The sequence below is a fragment of the Bacillus sp. 22475 genome (assembly GCF_052044835.1).
Lineage (GTDB): Bacteria > Bacillota > Bacilli > Bacillales > Bacillaceae_G > Bacillus_A > Bacillus_A cereus.
This window is the reverse complement of record NZ_JBQENW010000003.1, coordinates 364,165-384,662: the sequence shown is the minus strand read 5'-3', so window position 1 is coordinate 384,662 and position 20,498 is coordinate 364,165. Positions and strand designations below refer to the sequence as shown.

The following is a 20,498-nucleotide window of genomic DNA, read 5'->3' as shown; positions in this document are numbered from 1 at the left end:
GATAGCGTTTTTATTTAATATACTCAAAAACAAAAATCTTTTGGTAAAGTACCATTTTTAATCACCGTTCGTAACCCATGCTTTATAATCCAAGAGTTAATAGGATGCTGTTTATCACGTAATTGCTGTAACCACTGAAAAACGAGTTCTTTATCTTCTTTCGTAATATCGTTAATATGATTGGCTACAGATTTTTGAACATATTTAGAAGGGTCATTCATTAATGGTTCAAGAAGTTGTAAATTGTACTTAAAATCACCTTTTAGAGCTCCTATTTTTTTAGCCCAAGGAAGCCTTGGTCTTGTACCTTCAGAAACTAATCTCCTAATGTGGCTGTTTTCGTCATGAATCCACTGTTGTAATATGTTTAGTGTATCTTCATGGTATGTTTCAAGAAAGGGCCGAATGGCATATTCAGCAGTATTCCTTTTCGTTATTTCATACATTGCATTAAACGAGATTTTAAAATCGTTAAGCCCATATTTTTCAACGTATTTTGCAACAGGCATGTACATATATCCATTTGTAAATGTGCCTACTTCTGTTGTATTTTCTGGTCCTAATGTTTTCAGTAATATATGTATTGCGGCATTAAAATCTTTTTGTAAAGCATTGTGTAATTCATCTGCAATTACTTCAATACGCTGTTTTAACTCTAAATTTTCAACTTTACAAGCTACAGAATCTACAAAGATGCTTTTAGAGAAACAAGGATCGTGTTTACAAATAGAATCAGCTATTTTTTCTGCTAATTCTTCATTAAATAAAAATTTTAACGGAACATATTTACCCATTTTTTCACCTCGGTGGTCAAATGAAAACAATTTTTATTTTTTAATCGACAATCCATAAACCAAAGTCTCACTCGGAGTCGTAACACTAAAACCTGTCGTCTTATAATCAAGTTTCACCGTATCACCAGTGTAGTCTTTCGTGAATGAATCCATTTGTACGATAAGCTCTGCATCTTCATATACAACATCATCTGCGTTATATGTATCCCAAATTAAATCGACATCAACGAAAATACTACAAGAGTTCGTCATTGTTCCTCTAATGCGAACGATTTTTTTATCTTCACGTTCTAATCTATGTATAGCTGCTTTCGCTTCATCAGTAATGCGAATGTTCATTATATCCCAACCTTTATTTATATTTCCTTTATTATTGCAAAAACAGGAGCAATAGGGAAGTAAAGAGGTTTGCAACAAAAAACGAGCAAACAAATTTGTTTGCTCGTTTCACTTTATTTTAGTTCACATTTATCAAGTGGAATCACTTTTGTTTTTTTCGTAAATTTATAACCTAACCATAGTACTAAGAAGAGTGGTAAACCGATGTAAGAAACGAGTACACCGTTCCAATCAATTGCTTCACCCATAAATGCGCCGTAGTTTTGTCCTAAAATTACGATGATACAAAGTGTAAATGCGAAGATTGGACCGAATGGGAACCATTTTGCTCTATATGGTAAGTCATTTAAATCTTTTCCTTGTGCGATATATGCTTTACGGAAACGGTAATGACTAATTGCAATTCCAACCCATGCGATAAAACCAGACATTCCGGATGCGTTTAATAACCAAATGTATACAACACCATCACCGAATAAAGAAGCAATGAAAGCAATACTACCAACAATTGACGTTACGATTAACGCGTTAACAGGTACACCGCGGCTATCTAATTTACCAAGAAACTTTGGTGCTTTTCCTTGGCGTGCTAAATCCCAAAGCATACGAGTTGATGCATACATACCAGAGTTACCAGCAGATAGTACAGCAGTTAAAATAACAGCGTTCATAACAGAAGCAGCAAAGGCAACGCCCGCTTTTTCAAAAATAAGTGTAAACGGACTTACTGTAACATCACTTGCAGCAAGGCTTTCAGTTGTATAAGGAATTAATAAACCGATAACGAGAATCGCAAGGATATAGAATAAAAGAATACGCCAAAAGATTGAACGAATTGCTTTTGGGATATTACGTTCTGGATCAGACGTTTCACCAGCAGCTACTCCTAATAGTTCAGTACCTTGGAATGAGAAACCAGCTGCCATAAACACACCGATAATTGCCATGATACCGCCGTTAAATGGTGCATCTGCAACAGTGAAGTTTTTAAATCCAACCGTTTCACCGCCCATAATTCCAAAAATCATCATGAAACCAACAATTAAAAAGATAATAATCGTAACTACTTTAATAAGTGCGAACCAATATTCAGATTCACCAAACCCTTTAACAGATAAATAGTTTAAAAGGAAAATAATAGCTAAACATAATCCGCTCCAAATAAGAGAAGGGGTATCTGGGAACCAAAATTTCATAATTAATGTTACGGCTGCAAGTTCAGCAGCAATCGTAATTGCCCAGTTATACCAATAGTTCCATCCAAGTGCAAAGCCAAGTGATGGATCAACAAATTTTGTTGCATACGTGCTAAAAGATCCAGTAACAGGCATGTAAGCTGCAAGTTCAGCTAAGCTTGTCATTAAAAAATAAACCATAATTCCAATTGCGGCGTATGCAATTAATGCGCCACCAGGTCCAGCTGTATGGATGACACCACCGCTGGCAAGAAATAGTCCGGTACCAATTGTACCACCGAGAGAAATCATCGTAAGGTGACGAGATTTTAATCCGCGTTTTAATTCACCTTGTCCTTGTGTAGTTTGCGTTTTAGAGGTAGATTGATTTGTTGCGCTATTCATGTTCAACACTCCTTTTCTTGTAGGTTAGGAAGGAGCGGGGGAGAAAAATACAAAAAACCGCCAAAGGAATTTGGCGGAACGTTTCACAAATAACCACCCCATCATACCCTTCCGTTAAGATAGCACCCCACGTTTACACGGTAATTTTGTAAACGTGACAGTTCTGTTCCTTTCGGAGACAGCCCCAGCTCATATTTCCAGAGAAGAAATATAAACTTCGGCAACTTTTCCTTTCAAACGGAGTCAGCTGACATTCTCTGTGTCTCGTCCGTTTTACTATTAAAAGTCGCAACCTCTACCTCATCGGATTGATGAGGATTTATATATTGCTAAGATTTTTAATATATGGCAATTGTAATGACTTTCTGAATATATTGCAAGATATTTTGTTAGGAAAAGTCAAAAAATATCGGTTATTGTATAGGAAACGCTTGCAAAACTCCACCCGAACCTACTATTATGTAGCAATAAGCAAAGAAAAAATTGTTATACAAATGTTTCGCAAAAAATATTGAAAAACCCTCTAAATTAAAAGAAAATTCAGAAAAATATAATTCGACATTCATAATAAAGCCATATTATTTGTTATAATTAGAGTAACGTTTAAGCAAAAAGGGGAAATCAAAATGAAATTAGAAACAGAAAGGCTCTATATAGTGCCGTGTACAGAAGAGAGGATTCAAGTCGCTAACGAGCAAGGATACAATAGCGGCCCGCATATTGTAGGGCATGTAAAGAATGTAAAACAAGATGCAACTTTATTACCATGGGGGGCGTGGTATGTTCTTCGAAAAGAAGATGATAGCATTTTAGGTGATATTGGGTTTAAAGGGAAACCAAACGAGGATCAAACAGTAGAAATTGGCTATGGATTCATTGAGAAATATTGGAATCAGGGCTATGCAACAGAAGCTGTAAAAGAACTAATCGATTGGGCTTTCAAAACAGGTGAGGTAGAAACAATAATTGCAGAGACACTTCTAGATAATTATAGTTCGATGCGTGTTTTAGAAAAGTTACATATGAAGAGAGTAAATGCTACAGAAACGATGATTAATTGGAAAATAGAAAAATAAAAAATACCGCTCTAAATTGGGCGGTATTTCTTATAGTTATGGTAGCATTTGCTTCTGATCATTCGGATACTCAGCCGTTGACGTATTAGGACGATTGGAATGATTACGAACAGCAATGAAAATAGAAATAATAACGACAAGACCAACTGCAACGTAAGAAAGTGAAATAATAGTTGGATCCACTTTAAATGTAGTAAGCAGTGTACGAATGTTTGTAAAGATAATAAGACCACCAACTAATACGCCAAGTAAATGAGAAGGAACGATGCGAACTAGCCATGCCGCGATTGGTGCCGCTACGATACCACCGAGCATGAGAGAAAATACCCAAACCCAGCTTACTTGTTCCCAGCCAAGTGAGATGAAGAAGCCAATTGTTGCAGCAAGTGAAACAGGAAATTCACTCGTATCTACAGATCCAATAACTTTTCTAGCTTCATTTCCTCTTGCTAGAAGAACGGGGGTCGTAATCGGCCCCCAACCACCGCCACCAGTTGAATCAACGAACCCAGCGAATAAACCAAGCGGTACAAGTTGTTTTGCAGACATACGCTTATTTGAAGTGACAATTTGTTTTTGAATGATGAATCGTAATAAAATATAAACCCCTAAAGTAAATAAAAATACGGAAATGTACGGTTTGATTACATCTCCAGGCAAGTTACTTAAAAAACATGCCCCAACAAATGCGCCGATTGCCCCAGGTAATGTAAGCCTGGAAACTGTATATTTATCAACGTTTCCAAATTTGATATGAGATGCGCCAGAAGCTGCAGTTGTAACGACTTCAGCTAAATGAACCGATGCGGAAGCTACAGCCGGTGCAATACCAAACATTAATAATAGTGAAGTAGACGTTACCCCATACGCCATTCCGAGTGCTCCATCGATCAATTGAGCGAAAAATCCAATAATAGCAAAGACAATTAATTTCTGCATAAATAATCCCCCTGTAATAATAAATGAAAAAGACACTTTTCCCGTATGAGAAAAGTGCCTTTGGTTTTTCCAATCAGCAATAATTAAATTTGTTTCATTATAATACATATTAATCGTATAAATCAACTAGGTTTTAAAGTTTTTGAATTGAATGAAAGAAAAATAAAATATACAATAAAAGGATGGAGAGAAAGGGGAGAAAGAATATGTTAGCATTTGATCATCTCGTTCACGCAGTGCAATCTACACCGGAGGAAGCGGCAAAACAAATGCAGAAGCTTGGATTTCATACCGCACTAGGCGGAGAGCATACTACTTGGGGTACTTGGAATAGTTTAAGTTATTTTGATTTATCATATATAGAATTTTTAGCAGTTCAGCATGAAGAAAAAGCGAAAGAAGCAGAAAATCCATTAGTACAAGAAACAGTGGTGAAACTACAAAATGGAGAAGGAATGCTACAAATCGCGATCCGAACAGATGCAATTGAGGAGCTAGCAGTTAACTTTAATAAGTACGGCTTACATACGATAGGGCCATTTGAAGGGAAACGCATGAGAAAAGATGGCCGGCTTTTAGAATGGAAAATGTTATTTGTTAAGCAAGAAGAGAACGGACCGAAATTACCTTTCTTTATACAGTGGAATGAAACGGACGAAGAAAGAAGAAACGATTTACGTAACAGTGGGACGATCACTGAACATAAAAACAAAGTGCAACAAATTGAAACGATTCATTACGCAGTAAAAAACGTTCGAGAAACAGTACGGAAATGGAAAAAAGTAATGGGACTATCTACAAGCTCAGTTGTGAAAAATGAAAAATGGAATGCTGAGAGTCAAAGTGTAGTGTTTGGAAATATTCATGTGCAGTTTTGTGAACCGATTGGAGAAGGGCTAGTACTAGAACATTTGAATAAGAATGGCGAATATCCATTTGCAGTAGAGTTTAAAGGTGGAAATAAACGAGAGCATGAAGTGTTAGGGAGTTTGTACATATATTAATAGAGGTGAACGTTGTGGAAGAAATGCTTAGAGAGATAGAGAGAATACTAGAATGGCCTCGCATGTTAAAAGCGACTGTTATTTCAAAAGGCTTTTCATTCGATGAGAAATATAAAATTGAATTAGAGAGTGGGGCCTCGTATTTTATTAAAGTATGCGATTCATCATATTTTGAACGGAAGCAGGAAGAATATGAATATATGCAGCAGCTAGATTCTTTACATATTCCTATGCCAAAATTAATTCATTTTATTAGTCTTACTAAATTCAATAAATGTGTACAAGTTTTTGAATGGATTGATGGATTAGATGGTGAAGATATATTAAGAACGTTGTCTACAGAAGAGCAGTATAGGGCTGGAAAAAAGGCTGGAGAAGTACTAAAAAAGATTCATTTAGTTGAAAAAGAAGATAAAAGTAATTCATGGGAAATGTCTATATGGAGTAAATATGAGAGATACTTAGAAGCGTTGAAAGAATATGAAGTAGACTTTTTTCGTTTAAATACAGTGATAGATTTTGTAGGAAATCATAAAGATTTATTAAAAAATCGTCCCATCGTATTTTTACATGACGATTTTCATCCGGCTAATATAATGATTGACCAAAATGAGTTTCGGGCTGTCATTGATTTTGCTAGATTCGATATTGGTGATCCTATTCATGATTTTTATAAAGTAGCACTATTTACAACGAATATAAGCAAACCATTTGCGGTTGGACAAGTTCACGGTTATTGCGGAGGAGAACCTGATCTACATTTTTGGAAACTGTACTCATTATATGCAGCAATGATATTCCCGGCTGATATCGTATGGACAAACCGAAGCACACCATATTTATTAGATGATATGAAGGAAAGGTTAAATGGAATTTTAGAAGATCATAATCATTTTTCATCTTATATTCCAAAATGGTATCAATCAAGTGAATTTAATAAATAAAGGAGTAATTTATATGGATAAAATAGCAGTAATTTCAGATATTCACGGTAATATTCAAGCATTAGAATCCGTGTTAAATGATATTAAATTAAGAGGAATCGAGCGCATTATTTGTCTTGGAGATTTAGTAGGAAAAGGACCTCATTCCAGTGAAGCAATTGAAATCATTCGTAAAGAATGTGAAGTAGTCGTAATGGGAAACTGGGATGATTTTATTACAAAGCCGACTGAATTTGAAGCATTAAAATGGCATCAAAAACAATTATCAGAAGAACAAAACGACTATTTAAGAAGTTTACCATTTTCAATCGAATTTTTTATGAGTGGCAAACTCATTCGTATGTTCCACGCCTCACCGAGAAGTTTATATGAAAGAATTCAACCACACGCTTTAAGAGAAGAACGTATTAGTATGTTCGAAAATAGTGATTTGACGGAAAATATAGAAGGGGAAAGAAAACCAGATGTCGTTTGTTACGGTGATGTTCACCAAGCGTTCGTTCAAAATTTCAGAGGGAAAACGTTATGTAACGCCGGTAGCGTAGGAAACCCACTTGAAATAACGCAAGCTTCCTATTTAATATTTGAAGGAATATATAATGAAAAAGAAGCGGCGAGCTTTTCTATTCAACTTGTACGAGTACCGTATGATATTGAGTTAGCTATCAGATTAGCAGAAGAACTCGAAATGCCAGAAATTGAAGAGTATAAGCAAGAGTTACGGACGGCCTTATATCGGGGGTTTAAGGGGAAGTAAGCTAATAATATATCAACAATTTTTCAAATATATCTATCATAACTTAAAATATATCAACGATTCGACAAAGGATATCAATTTACCGTCAAATAGTGACATGGATTGTTACTTATAATTATATTATGCAAACTAATTATAAAGGGAGATATCATGAACCGAAAACAACGAATCAAAGAAATTGCAGATCATATTGTAAAGCTAAACTTAACCTATCCAACAAAAGTTGGAGTAAGTGGTATTACAGCATCAGGAAAAACAACATTTGCAAACGAATTAGCGGAAGAAATAAAAAAACGAGGATTACCAGTAACACGCGCAAGCATTGATGATTTTCATAATCCAAGAGTGATTCGCTATGCAAAAGGAAAAGAATCTGCAAGAGGGTATTATGAAGATGCACACGATTATACAGCTTTCAAAGAAAGATTATTAATGCCTTTAGGACCTAACGGGACTTTACAGTATGAAACGATTTCTCATAATTTAATAACGGATATGTCTGTACATAATGAGCCGCTATTGGCCACGCAAAATATGATATTAATAGTAGATGGAACGTTTCTATTGAAAAAAGACGTTGCGTATTTATTTGATTACAAAATCTTTGTAGATACAAATTTTGAGATTGCGAGAAAACGTGGTGCGAAGCGGGAAACTGAAGCTTTTGGAAGTTATGAAGAAGCAGAGAAGATGTTTTTGAACAGATATCATGCGGCCTGTAAGTTGTATATAGATGAGCATAATCCAAAAGAGTGTGCGAATGTTATATTTAAGAATAGTGATTTAGGAAATCCAGAAGTTATATTTCATGAAAGAGCGTAATACATAATCAGAAATATATGTATAGCCTTTTGTTTATTGTTATAATTAAATTAATTTTATGAAGCAAATAAAAGGGGATAAGACAATAAAAAACGCAAAAAGGGGACAAGAAATATAATGAATGAAGTACTCGAACTAAAAGAAGAACTACTACAAATTAAAAATAACAATTATGCTGTACCAGAAGACGTAGATGCATATCCATATGCGCAATGGATGCTAGATTATATCGGATCACCTGATGCTGAATTACGTGATGATTTAATTTATAGTACGCTTCACACATGGATTACAAATGATGTATTTAGACAAAAAGAGTTAAGAGGATTAATGTTACAAGCAATTAGTCCTGATTATTTATTTTATAAAATTGGTGAAAAGGGAACAGACTCTGTATTTAAACGTGCATTCTCCGTATTAATTCCACCACTTATTTTATCTGTTCATGAAAGAGAACCGTTGTTATCGGAAGAACAATTGTACAGTGTGGCAGAACAAGTGTTGGAATATGTATATTTAGAAGAAGATGTAAGGGGCTACGTAGAAGGAAAAGGCTGGGCACACTCTACTGCACATGCAGCAGATGCGCTCGATGCGTTAGCACGTACAATTCAAAATCGTGAGTTTTCATATGCGATTCTTGCGGCTGTTCGTCAGAAGGTTCGATTGAGTGATTACGTATATGTACACTTTGAGGATGAGAGATTAGTAAAGCCAATTATGTCGTTACATAACCAAAAGCTTTTAACTGAAGAAGAGTGGAGCAATTGGCTACATAGTATAGCAACTGTTGAGGACATCCGACATCCGCAGCATGCTATTTTAGTACAAAATATTAGAGCTTTCTTAAGAAGTTTATATTTTAGAGTTTTAGAGACAGAGGGTAATACAGCCTTTACAGATGATGTATTGGAGACTTTGAAAGGGTTTCGTAGGTATTAAAAATTCGTTTTTCTAACAGAAAAGTACATAAAACCAACACCTCCCAACCATACTAATAAAATGTTTTGGAGGTGAGTTTAATGGACAAAAAAGACTTTGAAAAAGTATATAATGATTATTTACATCAAGGGGAAGAGCAAGCTCAATTTGAAATAGCTCAGGAAGTTACTTCAGGAGCAGAACAAATTGTTGCTGTTCGTAAAAATGATGAAGGTGATTTGATTGCTTTTAAAACAAGTAGCGGGAGAGAGTTAGATTATATGACTGCTCTTAATGAAGCGAAATCAGGGAAGTTAGCTCATGTGGACGTATTTCATAAGTATGGCAGAGATATTATACGTAGTGAACCGGATGGAATAAAAGAAAATAACTTAGATAATTTACCTTCATTTTAAACGGGTAAACCTCAAGAAGAGAATGTTCATTACGATATTCTCTTCTTTGTTTTGCGAAGTTTTCCTAGCAAATAGACGATTCATTTTTAAAGTGCGATCATACTTTTAAAGAGCGCTCTAAATTTCTCTTTATCTTCTGCTGTAAATGGTTTCGGTCCTTTTGTACGCTTACCACTTTTTCGAACCATTGCACTTAAATATCGTGTTTGTAACAATTGTTCAATGTTATCATTCGTATACTTATAGCCTTTATGGTGTAGTACGATACAGCCTTTTGCTAAAGCGAGCGAAGCAAGACCGTAATCTTGTGTTACGATTAAATCTTCTTTTTTTGCTAACTGCATAATTCGGTAATCAGCAGCATCTGCTCCGGAATCAACATATATTGTTTCCACACCTTTTGGTTGTTCCGCATTAGAATAATGAGAAAAGCTAGTAACGAGGGTTACAGGGATTTCTGCATTCGTAGCTTCAAAAATAATTACATCTTTTACAGGACAAGCATCTGCATCAACGTAAATTTTCATTTTTATCACTCCTATAACTAGGTTCGTGTTGATAATAATGGTAGATTTTTCTTTTGTCAAACGAGAAAGCTTTATCTCACGTTATTTTTCACAAACCAAAATAGCCTCCCGCAAACGAGAAATACCTTCCTCAATTTGATTAATATTCACTTTTCCATAAGATAAACGTATATAACCATCTTTTGCGCCGAAAATACTACCTGGCATAAAAGCAATTTCTTGTTTTAAACTTTGCATAATAAGTTGTTTTTCGTTTATCGGTTCTTTTAATTTCCCCCAAATGTATATACCACCAGTAGGGTTTGAAAAAGAGATTTTATCATGAAGTTGCTCGTTTAGGGCACGAACGATAACGTCTCTTTTTTCTGCTAGTTGTTTTCGTAACGGTACGATATGCGACTGAAATGGTACAGTTTCAAAAAATTGTTGCATAAGCCACTGTGGGAAAATGCTCATACCTAATTCCATTTGGTGCCTTGCGTCGGATAACCTTTCTACTACAGACTGCGGGGCAACGAGCCAACCAACTCGTAAGCCTGGTGCAATCATTTTTGATAAAGAATGTACATAAATGACAGTTCCATTTTCATCAATTGATTTCAAAGTAGGGCAAGGTTGTTTCTTTTCTAGCGTAAGTAAACTAGACGGATCATCTTCCACAATCGCAATTCGTAAGTCTGCACAAAGTGATAATAGTTTTTTTCTACGGTTTGGATGAAGCATCGTCCCCGTAGGGTTTTGGAAATTTGGATTTAAAAAAATCATTTTAATGCGGTGCTTTCTATATAACTCCTGTACATCATCTGGGTTAATGCCGTGTTCATCAACAGGTAATGGGAAAATACGAGTACCTGCTGATTGGAATAGAGGCAGGGAATAACAGTGTGAAGGACTTTCGAAAGCAACAGCATCACCTGGATTTAATAAACATTGCACGATAAGGTGAAGTGCTTGCTGTGCGCCAGATGTAATCATAATGGATTGTTCAGTTGCCTCAACTTTTAAATATTCCTTCATATATTTTACGACCGCTTGTCTTAGCGGGAGATAGCCTTGCGGATGATCGTAACTTAATGAATGCGTTAACGGTTGTTCACGTAAAATCGCTTGTAGTTGATCGTGGGGATAAAGATTACAACCGAGCTCTCCGTTTGCAAAATCAATAATATTTTCATTTTGTTGTACTTCTGCCCGAATATGGCGAAGTAGTGGTAAGTTTGGTAAAAAAGTACCACCTTCTACGAAATTTCTCCAGTTCGGCGTTAATGTTGGAGAAACGCCCCACATATGTGTACTCACACGTGTACCTTTACCAGTCGTACTTTCTACAATTCCCATAGCACGTAGTTCATTATAAGCAGTCGTTACTGTACTTCTGTTTACATTTAACTGCGTAGCTAATTTCCGTTCTGAAGGGAGGAAGCTTCCTGGAGGAAGTTCTCCATATGTAATACGTTTTTCAATAAAGTCAACAACTTGCTGATAAATAGGGATTTTACTATCGTTATCTAGCTTCCATTCCATAAAAAACGCCTCCGTATCTCTTATATAAATTCAGTATAGCAAATTGGCTGGGTAAAAAAACAGCCAATTGGACGGTGTTATATCCAGCCAATTTTACTATGCTAAATAGGGAAGGGGAGATTCGGATGAAACGATGGCAAATGGAATGGCTCCTAGTATCAGTTGCATTAGTATGGGGAGCAAATTATACAATAGGAAAGTATGGCGTGGCATTTATGTCATCCATTCAATTTAATAGTTTACGATTTTTAGTAGCATCACCGGTATTATTACTTATTACTTTTATAATGGAACGCTCATTACGTATTGAAAGAAAAGATTGGTTACGATTAGTAGCAGTCGGTATCGTTGGTACGACAATGTATCAAACGATGTTTATGCTATCTGTGAAATATACTTCAGCAACGAACGCCTCATTATTAATTGCGATGTCACCTATATTTACAGGGATATTAGCGGTATTACACAAACAAGAACGTTTTTCCATGAAAGTACAGATTGGTTCAATAGTAGCGTTTATTGGTGCAGCATTCGTTTTATTAACAGGACATACAGGAGGAACTACTTACGAATATGCGTGGCTCGGAAACATAATTGGATTAGTCGCAGCGATTGCGTGGGGATGGTATCCAATATTAGCGCAACCTCTTATAACAAAATATTCCGCAATGAGAGTCACATCTTGGTCAACTTTAATTGGAATTGTACCTCTCGTTGTATATTGTTTATTCAACGTAAATACATTAACGTGGCCAGCAGACATGCCAAGCTGGGGGTCTCTAGCATATTCAATCGTCTTCGCGACCATCTTCGGACTTGCAATGTGGTATGTCGGTATTAGTAAAATAGGCTCAACGAAAGTAATGGTTTATATGTATCTTGTACCATTGTTCGCAGTTATCTTCGCGGCATTAACTATCGGAGAGAAAATCAACATAATGCAACTCGTTGGCGGACTTATAATCTTTATCGGTTTATATGTTGTAAAAAAGGGTGGAATTCAAAAGCCAGCTCTCAATTTGAAAAAAGTAAGTTAACAATAAAAAGGATCTCTTTCATATAGAAGGAGATCCTTTTGGTTTTTGTAATAAAAGCGCTTGTTCAACAGCCCATTTTTGATGATCATGAATGAGAAGCTCTACAGCAAGTAAAGGAGACATCCACCGCAAAACATGATCTTCCTCACAGTTTTCAGTTTGTGTCTGCACCATGTTCGCAATATAAAAGAACCCATCGTTTAAATAATAAGTATCTTCTTTTTCCGCATAAAAATATCGCATTGCATTACCGATATATTGATTAATTTCAATTACCCATCCTAATTCCTCTAGTAGTTCACGATGTAAGCATTCATCTTTTGTTTCGGTACCTTCCATACCGCCACCAGGTAAAAAATAACGGTCTCCTTTTTGGATAATAGCAATGTTTGAAGAAGTTGAGTTAAAAATAATTGCATAACAACTAGGCCGTAATACATATTGCTCAGTAGGCTTTTTATAACCAAAAATAAGTTTAGATATCATAAAACACGTCACCTCTCTATAAAATACACAAAAGGAATAATAAGGTAAAAATAGAATTGTATAAGTATAATCTTACGAGATTGGAGTGATAACAAAATGATAAATCGAAAGTGTTCGCGCTGTAAAGAAATTACAGGTACATTGCACGGTGGTAAAAAAATTAAGGAAGAATTTCTATGTGAGGACTGTTTGCAAAAAGGAATTGCGAGTGGAGAAATCGAATTATCACAAGTGGAAGAAAAACAAACTTCGTATCTTTCTATAAAAATATTAAAAATAATGAGTGTGATTTATTTAATAGGATCTATTTTAATGGCTTTTTCAACTGGTCCATTTATACATAATCTGGGGTTTGATGAAATGTCCATTTCAGGATCAGAATTAGGTTTAATAAGTATTGTTATGCTAGGTTCTATATTTCAGTCAGTTCTCGTATTTTGCGGGATATGGGTATTCATCCTATTAGTAGAAACAGTCATTAAAATTTATGAAAAAATGAAGTGAGTGAGAGGGAGAAACATATGCGAGTAAGAAACATCCAAGGGGAAGATTATGTAAAGATTCATTCTGTTTTAAATGATTGGTGGGGCGGGAGAGACATGGCTGCCATGTTGCCAAAATTGTTCTTCATTCACTTTCAAGAAACGAGTTTTATTATTGAAGAAGAGGGAGAAACGTTAGGTTTCTTATGCGGTTTTTTTTCACAAACATATAAAGATGAAGCATACGTTCATTTTATCGGTGTGAATCCGAAGTATAGAAGAAGAGGAATTGCATCGACATTGTATTCTTATTTCTTTGATATCGCTCGTGCAAATAACCGTAAAGTTGTAAAAGCAATCACGTCACCAGTAAATAAAAAATCAATACAGTTTCATAGGGAGATTGGCTTTCAAATTGAGGCTGGGGATGATGAGATAGAGGGTGTATCGGTACATACAAATTATGATGGGAATGGCGGTAGTAGAGTATTATTTTTGAAAAATGTGTAAAAGTAGGCTAGCACAAAGTTAGCCTTTTTGTTGTGAGGAGCTAGAAATATGGAGAGTAAACAAAGTAGAAATGAGTATTTAAGACGCATACATAAGGTTCAAGATTATATAGAATCAAACATAGACAGTTCACTATCCATTGAAAAGCTAGCGGATATAGCAGGATTTTCGAAGTTTCATTTTCATAGAATTTTTAAAGGAATAGTAGACGAGCCGTTATCACGATATGTAAATCGATTGAAGTTAGAAAGGGCAACAAACCTTCTTACATATCGATTGGATATGACGATTACGGATATCGCTTACCATTTTGGTTTCACAGATTCAGCAGTTTTCTCCCGAACATTTAAAAATTATTACGGTGTAAGTCCGTCTCAATATCGAAATGACAATAGCAAGAATTGCAAAGACGTAAGGGGAATTCCTCAATACAATGAATGTAAGAAGGTTCGAGGAAATGTTGAAATTGTAACAGCGGACGATATAAACGTCGCATACATAAGACATATCGGTACATATGAAGAGTTAACGCTAGCTTTTCCAAACATGATAGAGAAATTATTTCATTACGCAGCAGAGGAAAACTATCATGTATTTGAGGATACGAAAGTATTAACCATTTACCACGATCATCATGAATTTACTGAGGACTATCATTTAAGAACAAGTCTATGTGTAACAATTTCAGATGAATCCACAGTAGAAACGAACGACGTTGGAATAATGGTAATACCTTCTGGAAAATATGCAGTAGGACATTTTGAAATATTCCAAGATGAATATAAAGGAGCATGGGATTTCTTATACGGTGAATGGCTGCCAAATAGCGGATATAAACCGAGAGACTCGTATCCTTTTGAAGTATATAGAAATGATCCAAAGCAGCATCCAAAGCATAAACATTTAGTTGATATATATGTACCTATCGAACCTTTTTAATTATTGGTTAAAGGGGAAGGAATAATGAAAACTGCTGAAAAGTTAGATCAGATTATAAAAGAAGAATATGAAAATATGAATGGTATGTTAGTAGTGCAGAAAGGTAATGTTATTTTTGAAAAATATTATAACGGTTACGGTCCAGATGATGCATTTCACATAGCGTCAGTCACAAAAACGATAATCTCTGCGCTAATTGGGATATGTATAGATAAGGGCTATATAAAAAGCGTTGATCAAAGAGTAATAGAATTTTTCCCGGAATATAACGTTAATTCATCTGAAGTAACAGTAAGCCATCTTCTAACGATGACAGCTCCACATCCATTCGTAGACTGGCAGGAACCGTTAGAAGAACTATGTACACAACAAGATTGGATACAATATACGTTAAATAGGATAGGAAGCGGCGGAGAAATTGGATCTTTTAAATATTCATCTGCAGGAGCTCATATACTATCAGCGATCATAACGAACGCAACAGGAAAAAATGCGCGTGAATTTGCGAATGAATACTTATTTCAGCCACTGGGCATGAGAGAAATTCCAAACTATAATATGAAAGCATTTGGATTTGATGACTTATTCGGAAAAGATGTGAAAGGATGGGTTCACGATCCAAATGGTATTTCGACGGGCGGCTGGGGACTAACGTTAACGGTTAGAGATATGGCGAAGTTTGCACAGATTTATTTGAATGAAGGTATTCATAATGGAAAACAAATACTATCAAAATCATGGATAAAAGAATCGACAGAAATGAACCAAAATCAATATGGTTATTTATGGTGGTTACGAGAAGAAGAGGGTGTCTATTCGTATTGTGCAATGGGTGATGGTGGGAATATGATTTGTTGTATTCCAGAGAAGGAATTGGTTGTAGTAATTACTTCTGAAGTTATGCCGAATGCACGGGATAGATGGGAGTTAGTTAAAGGATACATACTTCCTTATTTAAAAGATTAATATGGGTATTTTTATGAAAATAAGAATGAAAGGTTTAGTTAAACTTGTTTTGTACTTCATGATAGAAAAAAGTGTGGTGTTAACAAAGTTATGTAACTAAGATTATAAAACTTCAACACCTATACGATTATTAAATAATTGCAAGGTGTTGAAGTACTTTTTAATCTATTAAGGCTGCTTTCAACTAAAAGAAGAAACATCTTTTTTCTTAGCTGTTTAACTATTTTTTAACTTTGTGCAGTATAAGATACATCGTGCCCAGCACAATTGCTAGTAAGGTAAATTTAATTAATTCTATTAGGCTGGCATCCCACTTGTTTTGTACTACATCTGTTAAATAAAATACATTAAACATACCATGTAAAATTGCTGGTGATATTACGGAACCACCATATTCCCTTGTGTACGTCAAAATGATAGATAGTATAAATAATAAAGCAAGATAACTTAATATTCCTACAAACCAAAACTCATAGTTTTTATAAAAGATTGCTACTGGAATATGCCATAAAGACCAGAGAAAAGCTATAATAATAGCTGTTTGTTTGAATGAATATTTTTTTCGTAAATAGTAATGAAAATTCCCACGCCATATAATCTCTTCTAATAATGCAGATAAAAATCCGACTGTAAGACCAACGAGCAAGAGAAATCCTAATTCATTCCAATGATGATATAAGAACTTTATATCATCATTATAAAAATAGAAATGGAGACATAGTCCTAGAAGTAGTGGCAATAATATGGAGAAAATTAGTGTTTTTATTTTGGGACGTGAAAATCCAAATGTGTGAACTAAGTTTTGTTTCTTAAATAATTTTTGAAATAAAATAACAGCTAAAAGTGGAACAACCATGGTAAACCCCAAATAATTACGACCATTTTCTATGTTCAGCAAGATGATATATACAAGTGATGTGAGAAAATAAATACATAATGTTGAATGATAAACTATGTGTTTATTAATATTTTTCACCTGCCTAAGTATGTATAAGTGGTTAATCGAATATCCGATATTTTAATTATATATGAAATGGAAATCGACAGAATGAATATTTCTATATTATTGTTTTTAACATAGAAAAAGTGTCGAAATTACATATATTGAACTTGTAGAAAAAATTAAGCTTTCCCCGTAACTTTCCACAACAAAAAATCGTTTAACAAAAGAAAGGATTTTCAATCATGAATGGGGGAGAACTATGAAGATATTAATTCTAGGTGGTACACGATTTTTAGGAAGAGCTTTCGTAGAAGAGGCTTTACAGAGAGGGCATGAAGTTACATTATTTAACCGCGGAACAAACAAAGAAATTTTTCCTGAAGTGGAGCAACTTATCGGTGACAGAAATGGTGATGTATCGAGTTTAGAGAATCGAAAATGGGATGTTGTCGTGGATACATGTGGGTTTTCTCCGCATCACATTCGGAATATTGGAGGTGTCTTAAAAGATAATATAAAACATTATATATTCATCTCAAGCCTTTCCGTATATAAAGATTGGATCTTGCATGACATAAAAGAAGACTATATATTACAACCTGAACCAACGGAAGAGCAAATAAAGGCTGTAGAGAATGGTAAAGTTTCTCCTTATGAGCATTATGGTGCGCTGAAAGTATTATGTGAAAAAGAAGCAGAGAAGTATTGGCCGAGGCGTGTTTTACACGTAAGAGCAGGACTTCTTTCAGGGATGTTTGATTATACAGATCGGCTTCCATACTGGATTCAGCGTGTAGCCAAAGGAGGTAAAGTGTTAGTTCCAGGAAGAAAAGATCGTCCAGTGCAAATAGTTGATATAAAAGATGTCGCGAGCTTTGGACTCAACATGGCAGAAAATAATAAAACAGGTACATTCAATATAACAGGTCCGAATGATGAATTGACGATGGAAGAACTATTAAATACGTGTAAAAAGTTTACGAATAGCGATGCTGAATTTGTTTGGATAGGCGAATCGTTTATGAGTGAACATAATGTGCAGCCTTGGACAGAAATGCCCTTATGGATTCCAGAAACTTTTCCATTAGAAGGGGAAACGAAGCCGTGGAAAGGTGGGTTTTCTATTAGTATTGCAAGTGCTGTTAAAGAAGGACTTACTTTTAGAAGTTTAGAACATACAGTTACAGATGTGTATAAGTGGATGAAGAGTATGGAGAATTGGGAATTAAAAGCAGGGATTTCAAGGGAAAGAGAAAAGATGTTATTGGATAAGTGGTATGGAATAAAGAGAGTTTAAATAAGAATCTTGTGAAAAAAGGACTCTGTTTATTGGTTAAACAGAGTCCTAATATGAATCTACCACTCAATCGGTTCTTCCCCGTACATCTCCCATAGCTTAGGAAACATCTTTTTTAAACCTTCCTCATCGTCTTCATCCCAATCTAACTCGATATCAACTTCCTCAAACTCTTCATTTGTTAAGACATGGTATAGTGTAAAGTAAGTATCATCTTCATCCCCAGTCTTCTCCATGTAAACTTCTTGCCCGAAATATAGAGTAAGTTCTTCAATCTCTGGGACGTCATACTCACTCAAGTTTTCTGATACAGGAATTAATCGTTCTGGATTTTCAATACAAGCTTCGTATGTCTCTTTTCCTTGATATAATAACCATCCGCGGAAGTAATCGAAAGTATCATCTGAACAGCCACCCATAATAATGTAGGCTGCTGCCCATAAACGGGTGGTATAGGAATCTTTCAAAATACGATGCATATGCGTATCAAAAGCTACAATTTCATGTACTGTACGTTTAGCAAGGTGGGAAGTAAGCCATTCTATTTGTTCTTCTTGGTCCTCACCTTTCGTTTTTGCCCGATGAAGTAGTTCCCAAAATTCTTCTTCGGTTATCGTCTTTTCTTTTATGTAATCTTCCCCTTGAATAGGGTCTATATATCCTTTTTTACGTTTGGAAGCAACTAGTTTATTAGCTTCTTTCATACATTCTTCTTCTGTTTCAAACTCTTTCGCTTTCACACTGCCAGCTGTGCCAATTTTTCCGTAAAACACAACATAGTCTTTTTCTTTCACAACGATTTTCCAAAACTTATTTGATTTCTCAGTTTGCTGGATTAATAACGTTTCCATCCGTACCCCCATAATGTTTTCTAGTGTGCAATATGATTGTAACATATGTATATACAATTGTAATGATGAAAAATAATAGTTTAGAAAATTCGAAAATCATTGAATGAAGTGAATAAATTTAGTAACCTTATTTGTACAGTAATTACATAATTGTTTTGTAATAATTCGATATTTATATGAGGGGGCATTACGGATGGATCTTACGTTTAAAGTTGAGGAAACATGTTTTAATTACCGCGTTGGAGCAATTTGTAAACAGGATAATAAAATACTTATTCTTCAAAACAAAGGGGAAGATTATTGGTATGTACCAGGCGGAAGAGTGAAAATGCTAGAAAATAGTGAAGCTGCGTTAAAACGAGAACTTGCAGAAGAACTAGCTGTTCCTATGAAAGAGAAGAGATTAATATGGACAGTAGAAAATTTCTTTACACTTTCTGAGCGAAAGTTTCATGAGATTAGTTTTTATTATGAAGTAGAGCTACATGAATTACCTGCGAATGGAGCGGATCAATATATTTTGGAAGAAGAGGGTAGAACGTATTTGTTTAAGTGGGTGCCGGTAGAAGAGTTAGATGCATATAACTTACAGCCTGCATTTATAAAAGAGAAGGTAAAGGAGATAGCAGTTCATACAGAACATATCGTTTTACAAAATTAAATGTATTCGGAGGGGAAAAGGGTGAAGGGGACTAAAAAAGAAATACATATAGATGATAAAGTAATTCGTTACACACATATCGAAAAAGGTTCTAGTAGGATTTGCTTTATGTTCTCAGGTTCAGGATACAATTACGATAAACCGTTATTTTATTATGCAACGATGTTAATGCTTGAACATAAAATAGATGTTATACATATTCATTATTCCTTTGATGGACAATTAATGAATAAACCAATGGAAGAAGTAACGAAAGTAATGATGGATGATATTCATCCTATAATGAAAGAAGTATTAAAAGATGAGCAATACAACGAGACTTTGTTTTTAGGGAAATCACTCGGAACAATTCCGATTGCAAATGATTTAATGAGGAGAGACGATTTTTTACAGTCAAAAATGATAGTACTTACACCTTTACTAACTTTTGAATCTATTTTTGATTCTATTTTACATAGTAGTCACGAAGGGCTTTTAGTTATTGGGGATAAAGATCACCATTATAATGCAAATCAAATTGATCAGTTATATAAAACGAATTTAACGATCGACGTTTTCAAAAATGCAAATCATTCTGTAAATGTTGGGGAATATGAAACAGAGAATTCAATTGAAGCGATAGCAAATATAATAGAAAAGCTTAAAGAAGTTGTTAGGAAAAAATAACTTATCAATACATGCAA

Annotated in this window: 24 protein-coding genes and 1 riboswitch; of the genes, 15 read left to right on the top strand and 9 right to left on the bottom strand. The window is 34.9% G+C overall.

Features of this window, described 5'->3' with window-relative positions:
- Positions 1–23: 23 nt before the first annotated feature.
- From ACTJJY_RS08270 to ACTJJY_RS08260, 3 genes are all read right to left on the bottom strand, one after another.
- The gene (locus ACTJJY_RS08270) at positions 24–794 is read right to left on the bottom strand and encodes a DNA alkylation repair protein (RefSeq protein WP_089171348.1); all 771 of its coding nucleotides are present in this window, start codon (positions 792–794) and stop codon (positions 24–26) included.
- Positions 795–827: 33 nt separating this feature from the next.
- Entirely contained in the window at positions 828–1,133 is a 306-nt protein-coding gene (locus tag ACTJJY_RS08265) for an iron-sulfur cluster biosynthesis family protein (protein WP_141241025.1), read from the bottom strand.
- A 113-nt stretch (positions 1,134–1,246) separates the two neighbouring features.
- The gene (locus tag ACTJJY_RS08260; protein WP_001083396.1) at positions 1,247–2,713 is read right to left on the bottom strand and encodes an amino acid permease; all 1,467 of its coding nucleotides are present in this window, start codon (positions 2,711–2,713) and stop codon (positions 1,247–1,249) included.
- 112 nt (positions 2,714–2,825) lie between these two features.
- Positions 2,826–3,019: riboswitch (Lysine riboswitch) on the bottom strand.
- Between the two features lie 320 nt (positions 3,020–3,339).
- Between ACTJJY_RS08260 and ACTJJY_RS08255 the strand changes: the two genes are divergently transcribed.
- On the top strand, positions 3,340–3,789 hold the full coding sequence (locus ACTJJY_RS08255) for a GNAT family N-acetyltransferase (protein ID WP_095690633.1): 450 nt from the start codon (positions 3,340–3,342) through the stop codon (positions 3,787–3,789).
- A 36-nt stretch (positions 3,790–3,825) separates the two neighbouring features.
- Here ACTJJY_RS08255 and ACTJJY_RS08250 read toward each other — a convergent pair whose 3' ends face one another.
- Positions 3,826–4,836: a sulfite exporter TauE/SafE family protein gene (locus ACTJJY_RS08250; protein WP_002024365.1), complete on the bottom strand. Its 1,011-nt coding sequence runs from the start codon at positions 4,834–4,836 to the stop codon at positions 3,826–3,828.
- A 98-nt stretch (positions 4,837–4,934) separates the two neighbouring features.
- Here ACTJJY_RS08250 and ACTJJY_RS08245 point away from each other — a divergent pair, with 98 nt between their 5' ends.
- The 6 genes from ACTJJY_RS08245 (at position 4,935) to ACTJJY_RS08220 (ending at position 9,592) form a co-directional block, all read left to right on the top strand.
- Positions 4,935–5,732 (top strand): VOC family protein, encoded by a 798-nt coding sequence (locus ACTJJY_RS08245; RefSeq protein WP_089171346.1) that lies wholly within the window; start codon positions 4,935–4,937, stop codon positions 5,730–5,732.
- 14 nt (positions 5,733–5,746) lie between these two features.
- A complete protein-coding gene (locus tag ACTJJY_RS08240) occupies positions 5,747–6,676 on the top strand; it encodes an aminoglycoside phosphotransferase family protein (RefSeq protein WP_089171345.1) in 930 nt (309 codons plus the stop codon).
- 13 nt (positions 6,677–6,689) lie between these two features.
- Positions 6,690–7,433, top strand: coding sequence for a metallophosphoesterase family protein (locus ACTJJY_RS08235; protein ID WP_089171344.1), 744 nt, complete (start codon positions 6,690–6,692; stop codon positions 7,431–7,433).
- Between the two features lie 150 nt (positions 7,434–7,583).
- Positions 7,584–8,255: a uridine kinase gene (locus ACTJJY_RS08230; protein ID WP_095690634.1), complete on the top strand. Its 672-nt coding sequence runs from the start codon at positions 7,584–7,586 to the stop codon at positions 8,253–8,255.
- A gap of 117 nt (positions 8,256–8,372) precedes the next feature.
- The gene (locus ACTJJY_RS08225) at positions 8,373–9,197 is read left to right on the top strand and encodes a DUF2785 domain-containing protein (protein ID WP_440605345.1); all 825 of its coding nucleotides are present in this window, start codon (positions 8,373–8,375) and stop codon (positions 9,195–9,197) included.
- 80 nt (positions 9,198–9,277) lie between these two features.
- Positions 9,278–9,592 (top strand): DUF3892 domain-containing protein, encoded by a 315-nt coding sequence (locus tag ACTJJY_RS08220; RefSeq protein WP_000358161.1) that lies wholly within the window; start codon positions 9,278–9,280, stop codon positions 9,590–9,592.
- 86 nt (positions 9,593–9,678) lie between these two features.
- Here the strand turns inward: ACTJJY_RS08220 and ACTJJY_RS08215 are convergent, their stop codons facing one another.
- Both ACTJJY_RS08215 and pdxR read right to left on the bottom strand, forming a co-directional pair.
- A complete protein-coding gene (locus ACTJJY_RS08215; protein WP_000708761.1) occupies positions 9,679–10,119 on the bottom strand; it encodes a YaiI/YqxD family protein in 441 nt (146 codons plus the stop codon).
- Between the two features lie 81 nt (positions 10,120–10,200).
- Complete coding sequence (gene pdxR / locus ACTJJY_RS08210) at positions 10,201–11,643, bottom strand: MocR-like pyridoxine biosynthesis transcription factor PdxR (protein ID WP_095690635.1); 1,443 nt, start codon at positions 11,641–11,643, stop codon at positions 10,201–10,203.
- 125 nt (positions 11,644–11,768) lie between these two features.
- Here pdxR and ACTJJY_RS08205 point away from each other — a divergent pair, with 125 nt between their 5' ends.
- A complete protein-coding gene (locus ACTJJY_RS08205; RefSeq protein WP_095690636.1) occupies positions 11,769–12,680 on the top strand; it encodes a DMT family transporter in 912 nt (303 codons plus the stop codon).
- Between the two features lie 18 nt (positions 12,681–12,698).
- Here the strand turns inward: ACTJJY_RS08205 and ACTJJY_RS08200 are convergent, their stop codons facing one another.
- A complete protein-coding gene (locus tag ACTJJY_RS08200) occupies positions 12,699–13,166 on the bottom strand; it encodes an NUDIX hydrolase (protein WP_000623967.1) in 468 nt (155 codons plus the stop codon).
- A 96-nt stretch (positions 13,167–13,262) separates the two neighbouring features.
- On the opposite strand from ACTJJY_RS08200, the gene ACTJJY_RS08195 reads away from it, so the two are divergent.
- The 4 genes from ACTJJY_RS08195 to ACTJJY_RS08180 are packed head-to-tail and all read left to right on the top strand — an operon-like array spanning position 13,263 to position 16,063.
- Positions 13,263–13,670, top strand: a complete 408-nt coding sequence (locus tag ACTJJY_RS08195; protein WP_000610492.1) for a DUF3980 domain-containing protein — start codon at positions 13,263–13,265, stop codon at positions 13,668–13,670.
- A 17-nt stretch (positions 13,671–13,687) separates the two neighbouring features.
- Entirely contained in the window at positions 13,688–14,158 is a 471-nt protein-coding gene (locus ACTJJY_RS08190) for a GNAT family N-acetyltransferase (protein ID WP_069355841.1), read from the top strand.
- Positions 14,159–14,206: 48 nt separating this feature from the next.
- Positions 14,207–15,097 (top strand): AraC family transcriptional regulator, encoded by an 891-nt coding sequence (locus ACTJJY_RS08185; protein WP_098976365.1) that lies wholly within the window; start codon positions 14,207–14,209, stop codon positions 15,095–15,097.
- 24 nt (positions 15,098–15,121) lie between these two features.
- Positions 15,122–16,063: a serine hydrolase domain-containing protein gene (locus ACTJJY_RS08180; RefSeq protein ID WP_098976366.1), complete on the top strand. Its 942-nt coding sequence runs from the start codon at positions 15,122–15,124 to the stop codon at positions 16,061–16,063.
- Positions 16,064–16,283: 220 nt separating this feature from the next.
- On the opposite strand, the gene ACTJJY_RS08175 is transcribed toward ACTJJY_RS08180, so the two are convergent.
- On the bottom strand, positions 16,284–17,039 hold the full coding sequence (locus ACTJJY_RS08175; RefSeq protein ID WP_084746152.1) for a CPBP family intramembrane glutamic endopeptidase: 756 nt from the start codon (positions 17,037–17,039) through the stop codon (positions 16,284–16,286).
- Positions 17,040–17,265: 226 nt separating this feature from the next.
- Between ACTJJY_RS08175 and ACTJJY_RS08170 the strand changes: the two genes are divergently transcribed.
- Positions 17,266–18,303: an SDR family oxidoreductase gene (locus tag ACTJJY_RS08170; RefSeq protein ID WP_440605344.1), complete on the top strand. Its 1,038-nt coding sequence runs from the start codon at positions 17,266–17,268 to the stop codon at positions 18,301–18,303.
- Positions 18,304–18,362: 59 nt separating this feature from the next.
- On the opposite strand, the gene ACTJJY_RS08165 is transcribed toward ACTJJY_RS08170, so the two are convergent.
- Positions 18,363–19,154: a DUF4240 domain-containing protein gene (locus ACTJJY_RS08165; RefSeq protein ID WP_440605343.1), complete on the bottom strand. Its 792-nt coding sequence runs from the start codon at positions 19,152–19,154 to the stop codon at positions 18,363–18,365.
- Between the two features lie 193 nt (positions 19,155–19,347).
- Between ACTJJY_RS08165 and ACTJJY_RS08160 the strand changes: the two genes are divergently transcribed.
- Entirely contained in the window at positions 19,348–19,815 is a 468-nt protein-coding gene (locus tag ACTJJY_RS08160) for an NUDIX hydrolase (protein WP_098976368.1), read from the top strand.
- The gene (locus ACTJJY_RS08155; protein WP_141558569.1) at positions 19,816–20,481 is read left to right on the top strand and encodes an alpha/beta hydrolase; all 666 of its coding nucleotides are present in this window, start codon (positions 19,816–19,818) and stop codon (positions 20,479–20,481) included. It abuts the gene before it with no gap.
- The last annotated feature ends 17 nt before the right edge of the window (positions 20,482–20,498 follow it).

Coding starts and splice junctions, on each gene's coding strand:
- ACTJJY_RS08270 (WP_089171348.1), bottom strand. CDS start 794: ATGGGTAAATATGTTCCGTTAAAATTTTTATTTAATGAAGAATTAGCA.
- ACTJJY_RS08265 (WP_141241025.1), bottom strand. CDS start 1,133: ATGAACATTCGCATTACTGATGAAGCGAAAGCAGCTATACATAGATTA.
- ACTJJY_RS08260 (WP_001083396.1), bottom strand. CDS start 2,713: ATGAATAGCGCAACAAATCAATCTACCTCTAAAACGCAAACTACACAA.
- ACTJJY_RS08255 (WP_095690633.1), top strand. CDS start 3,340: ATGAAATTAGAAACAGAAAGGCTCTATATAGTGCCGTGTACAGAAGAG.
- ACTJJY_RS08250 (WP_002024365.1), bottom strand. CDS start 4,836: ATGTATTATAATGAAACAAATTTAATTATTGCTGATTGGAAAAACCAA.
- ACTJJY_RS08245 (WP_089171346.1), top strand. CDS start 4,935: ATGTTAGCATTTGATCATCTCGTTCACGCAGTGCAATCTACACCGGAG.
- ACTJJY_RS08235 (WP_089171344.1), top strand. CDS start 6,690: ATGGATAAAATAGCAGTAATTTCAGATATTCACGGTAATATTCAAGCA.
- ACTJJY_RS08230 (WP_095690634.1), top strand. CDS start 7,584: ATGAACCGAAAACAACGAATCAAAGAAATTGCAGATCATATTGTAAAG.
- ACTJJY_RS08225 (WP_440605345.1), top strand. CDS start 8,373: ATGAATGAAGTACTCGAACTAAAAGAAGAACTACTACAAATTAAAAAT.
- ACTJJY_RS08220 (WP_000358161.1), top strand. CDS start 9,278: ATGGACAAAAAAGACTTTGAAAAAGTATATAATGATTATTTACATCAA.
- ACTJJY_RS08215 (WP_000708761.1), bottom strand. CDS start 10,119: ATGAAAATTTACGTTGATGCAGATGCTTGTCCTGTAAAAGATGTAATT.
- pdxR (WP_095690635.1), bottom strand. CDS start 11,643: ATGGAATGGAAGCTAGATAACGATAGTAAAATCCCTATTTATCAGCAA.
- ACTJJY_RS08205 (WP_095690636.1), top strand. CDS start 11,769: ATGAAACGATGGCAAATGGAATGGCTCCTAGTATCAGTTGCATTAGTA.
- ACTJJY_RS08200 (WP_000623967.1), bottom strand. CDS start 13,166: ATGATATCTAAACTTATTTTTGGTTATAAAAAGCCTACTGAGCAATAT.
- ACTJJY_RS08195 (WP_000610492.1), top strand. CDS start 13,263: ATGATAAATCGAAAGTGTTCGCGCTGTAAAGAAATTACAGGTACATTG.
- ACTJJY_RS08190 (WP_069355841.1), top strand. CDS start 13,688: ATGCGAGTAAGAAACATCCAAGGGGAAGATTATGTAAAGATTCATTCT.
- ACTJJY_RS08185 (WP_098976365.1), top strand. CDS start 14,207: ATGGAGAGTAAACAAAGTAGAAATGAGTATTTAAGACGCATACATAAG.
- ACTJJY_RS08180 (WP_098976366.1), top strand. CDS start 15,122: ATGAAAACTGCTGAAAAGTTAGATCAGATTATAAAAGAAGAATATGAA.
- ACTJJY_RS08170 (WP_440605344.1), top strand. CDS start 17,266: ATGAAGATATTAATTCTAGGTGGTACACGATTTTTAGGAAGAGCTTTC.
- ACTJJY_RS08165 (WP_440605343.1), bottom strand. CDS start 19,154: ATGGAAACGTTATTAATCCAGCAAACTGAGAAATCAAATAAGTTTTGG.
- ACTJJY_RS08160 (WP_098976368.1), top strand. CDS start 19,348: ATGGATCTTACGTTTAAAGTTGAGGAAACATGTTTTAATTACCGCGTT.
- ACTJJY_RS08155 (WP_141558569.1), top strand. CDS start 19,816: ATGTATTCGGAGGGGAAAAGGGTGAAGGGGACTAAAAAAGAAATACAT.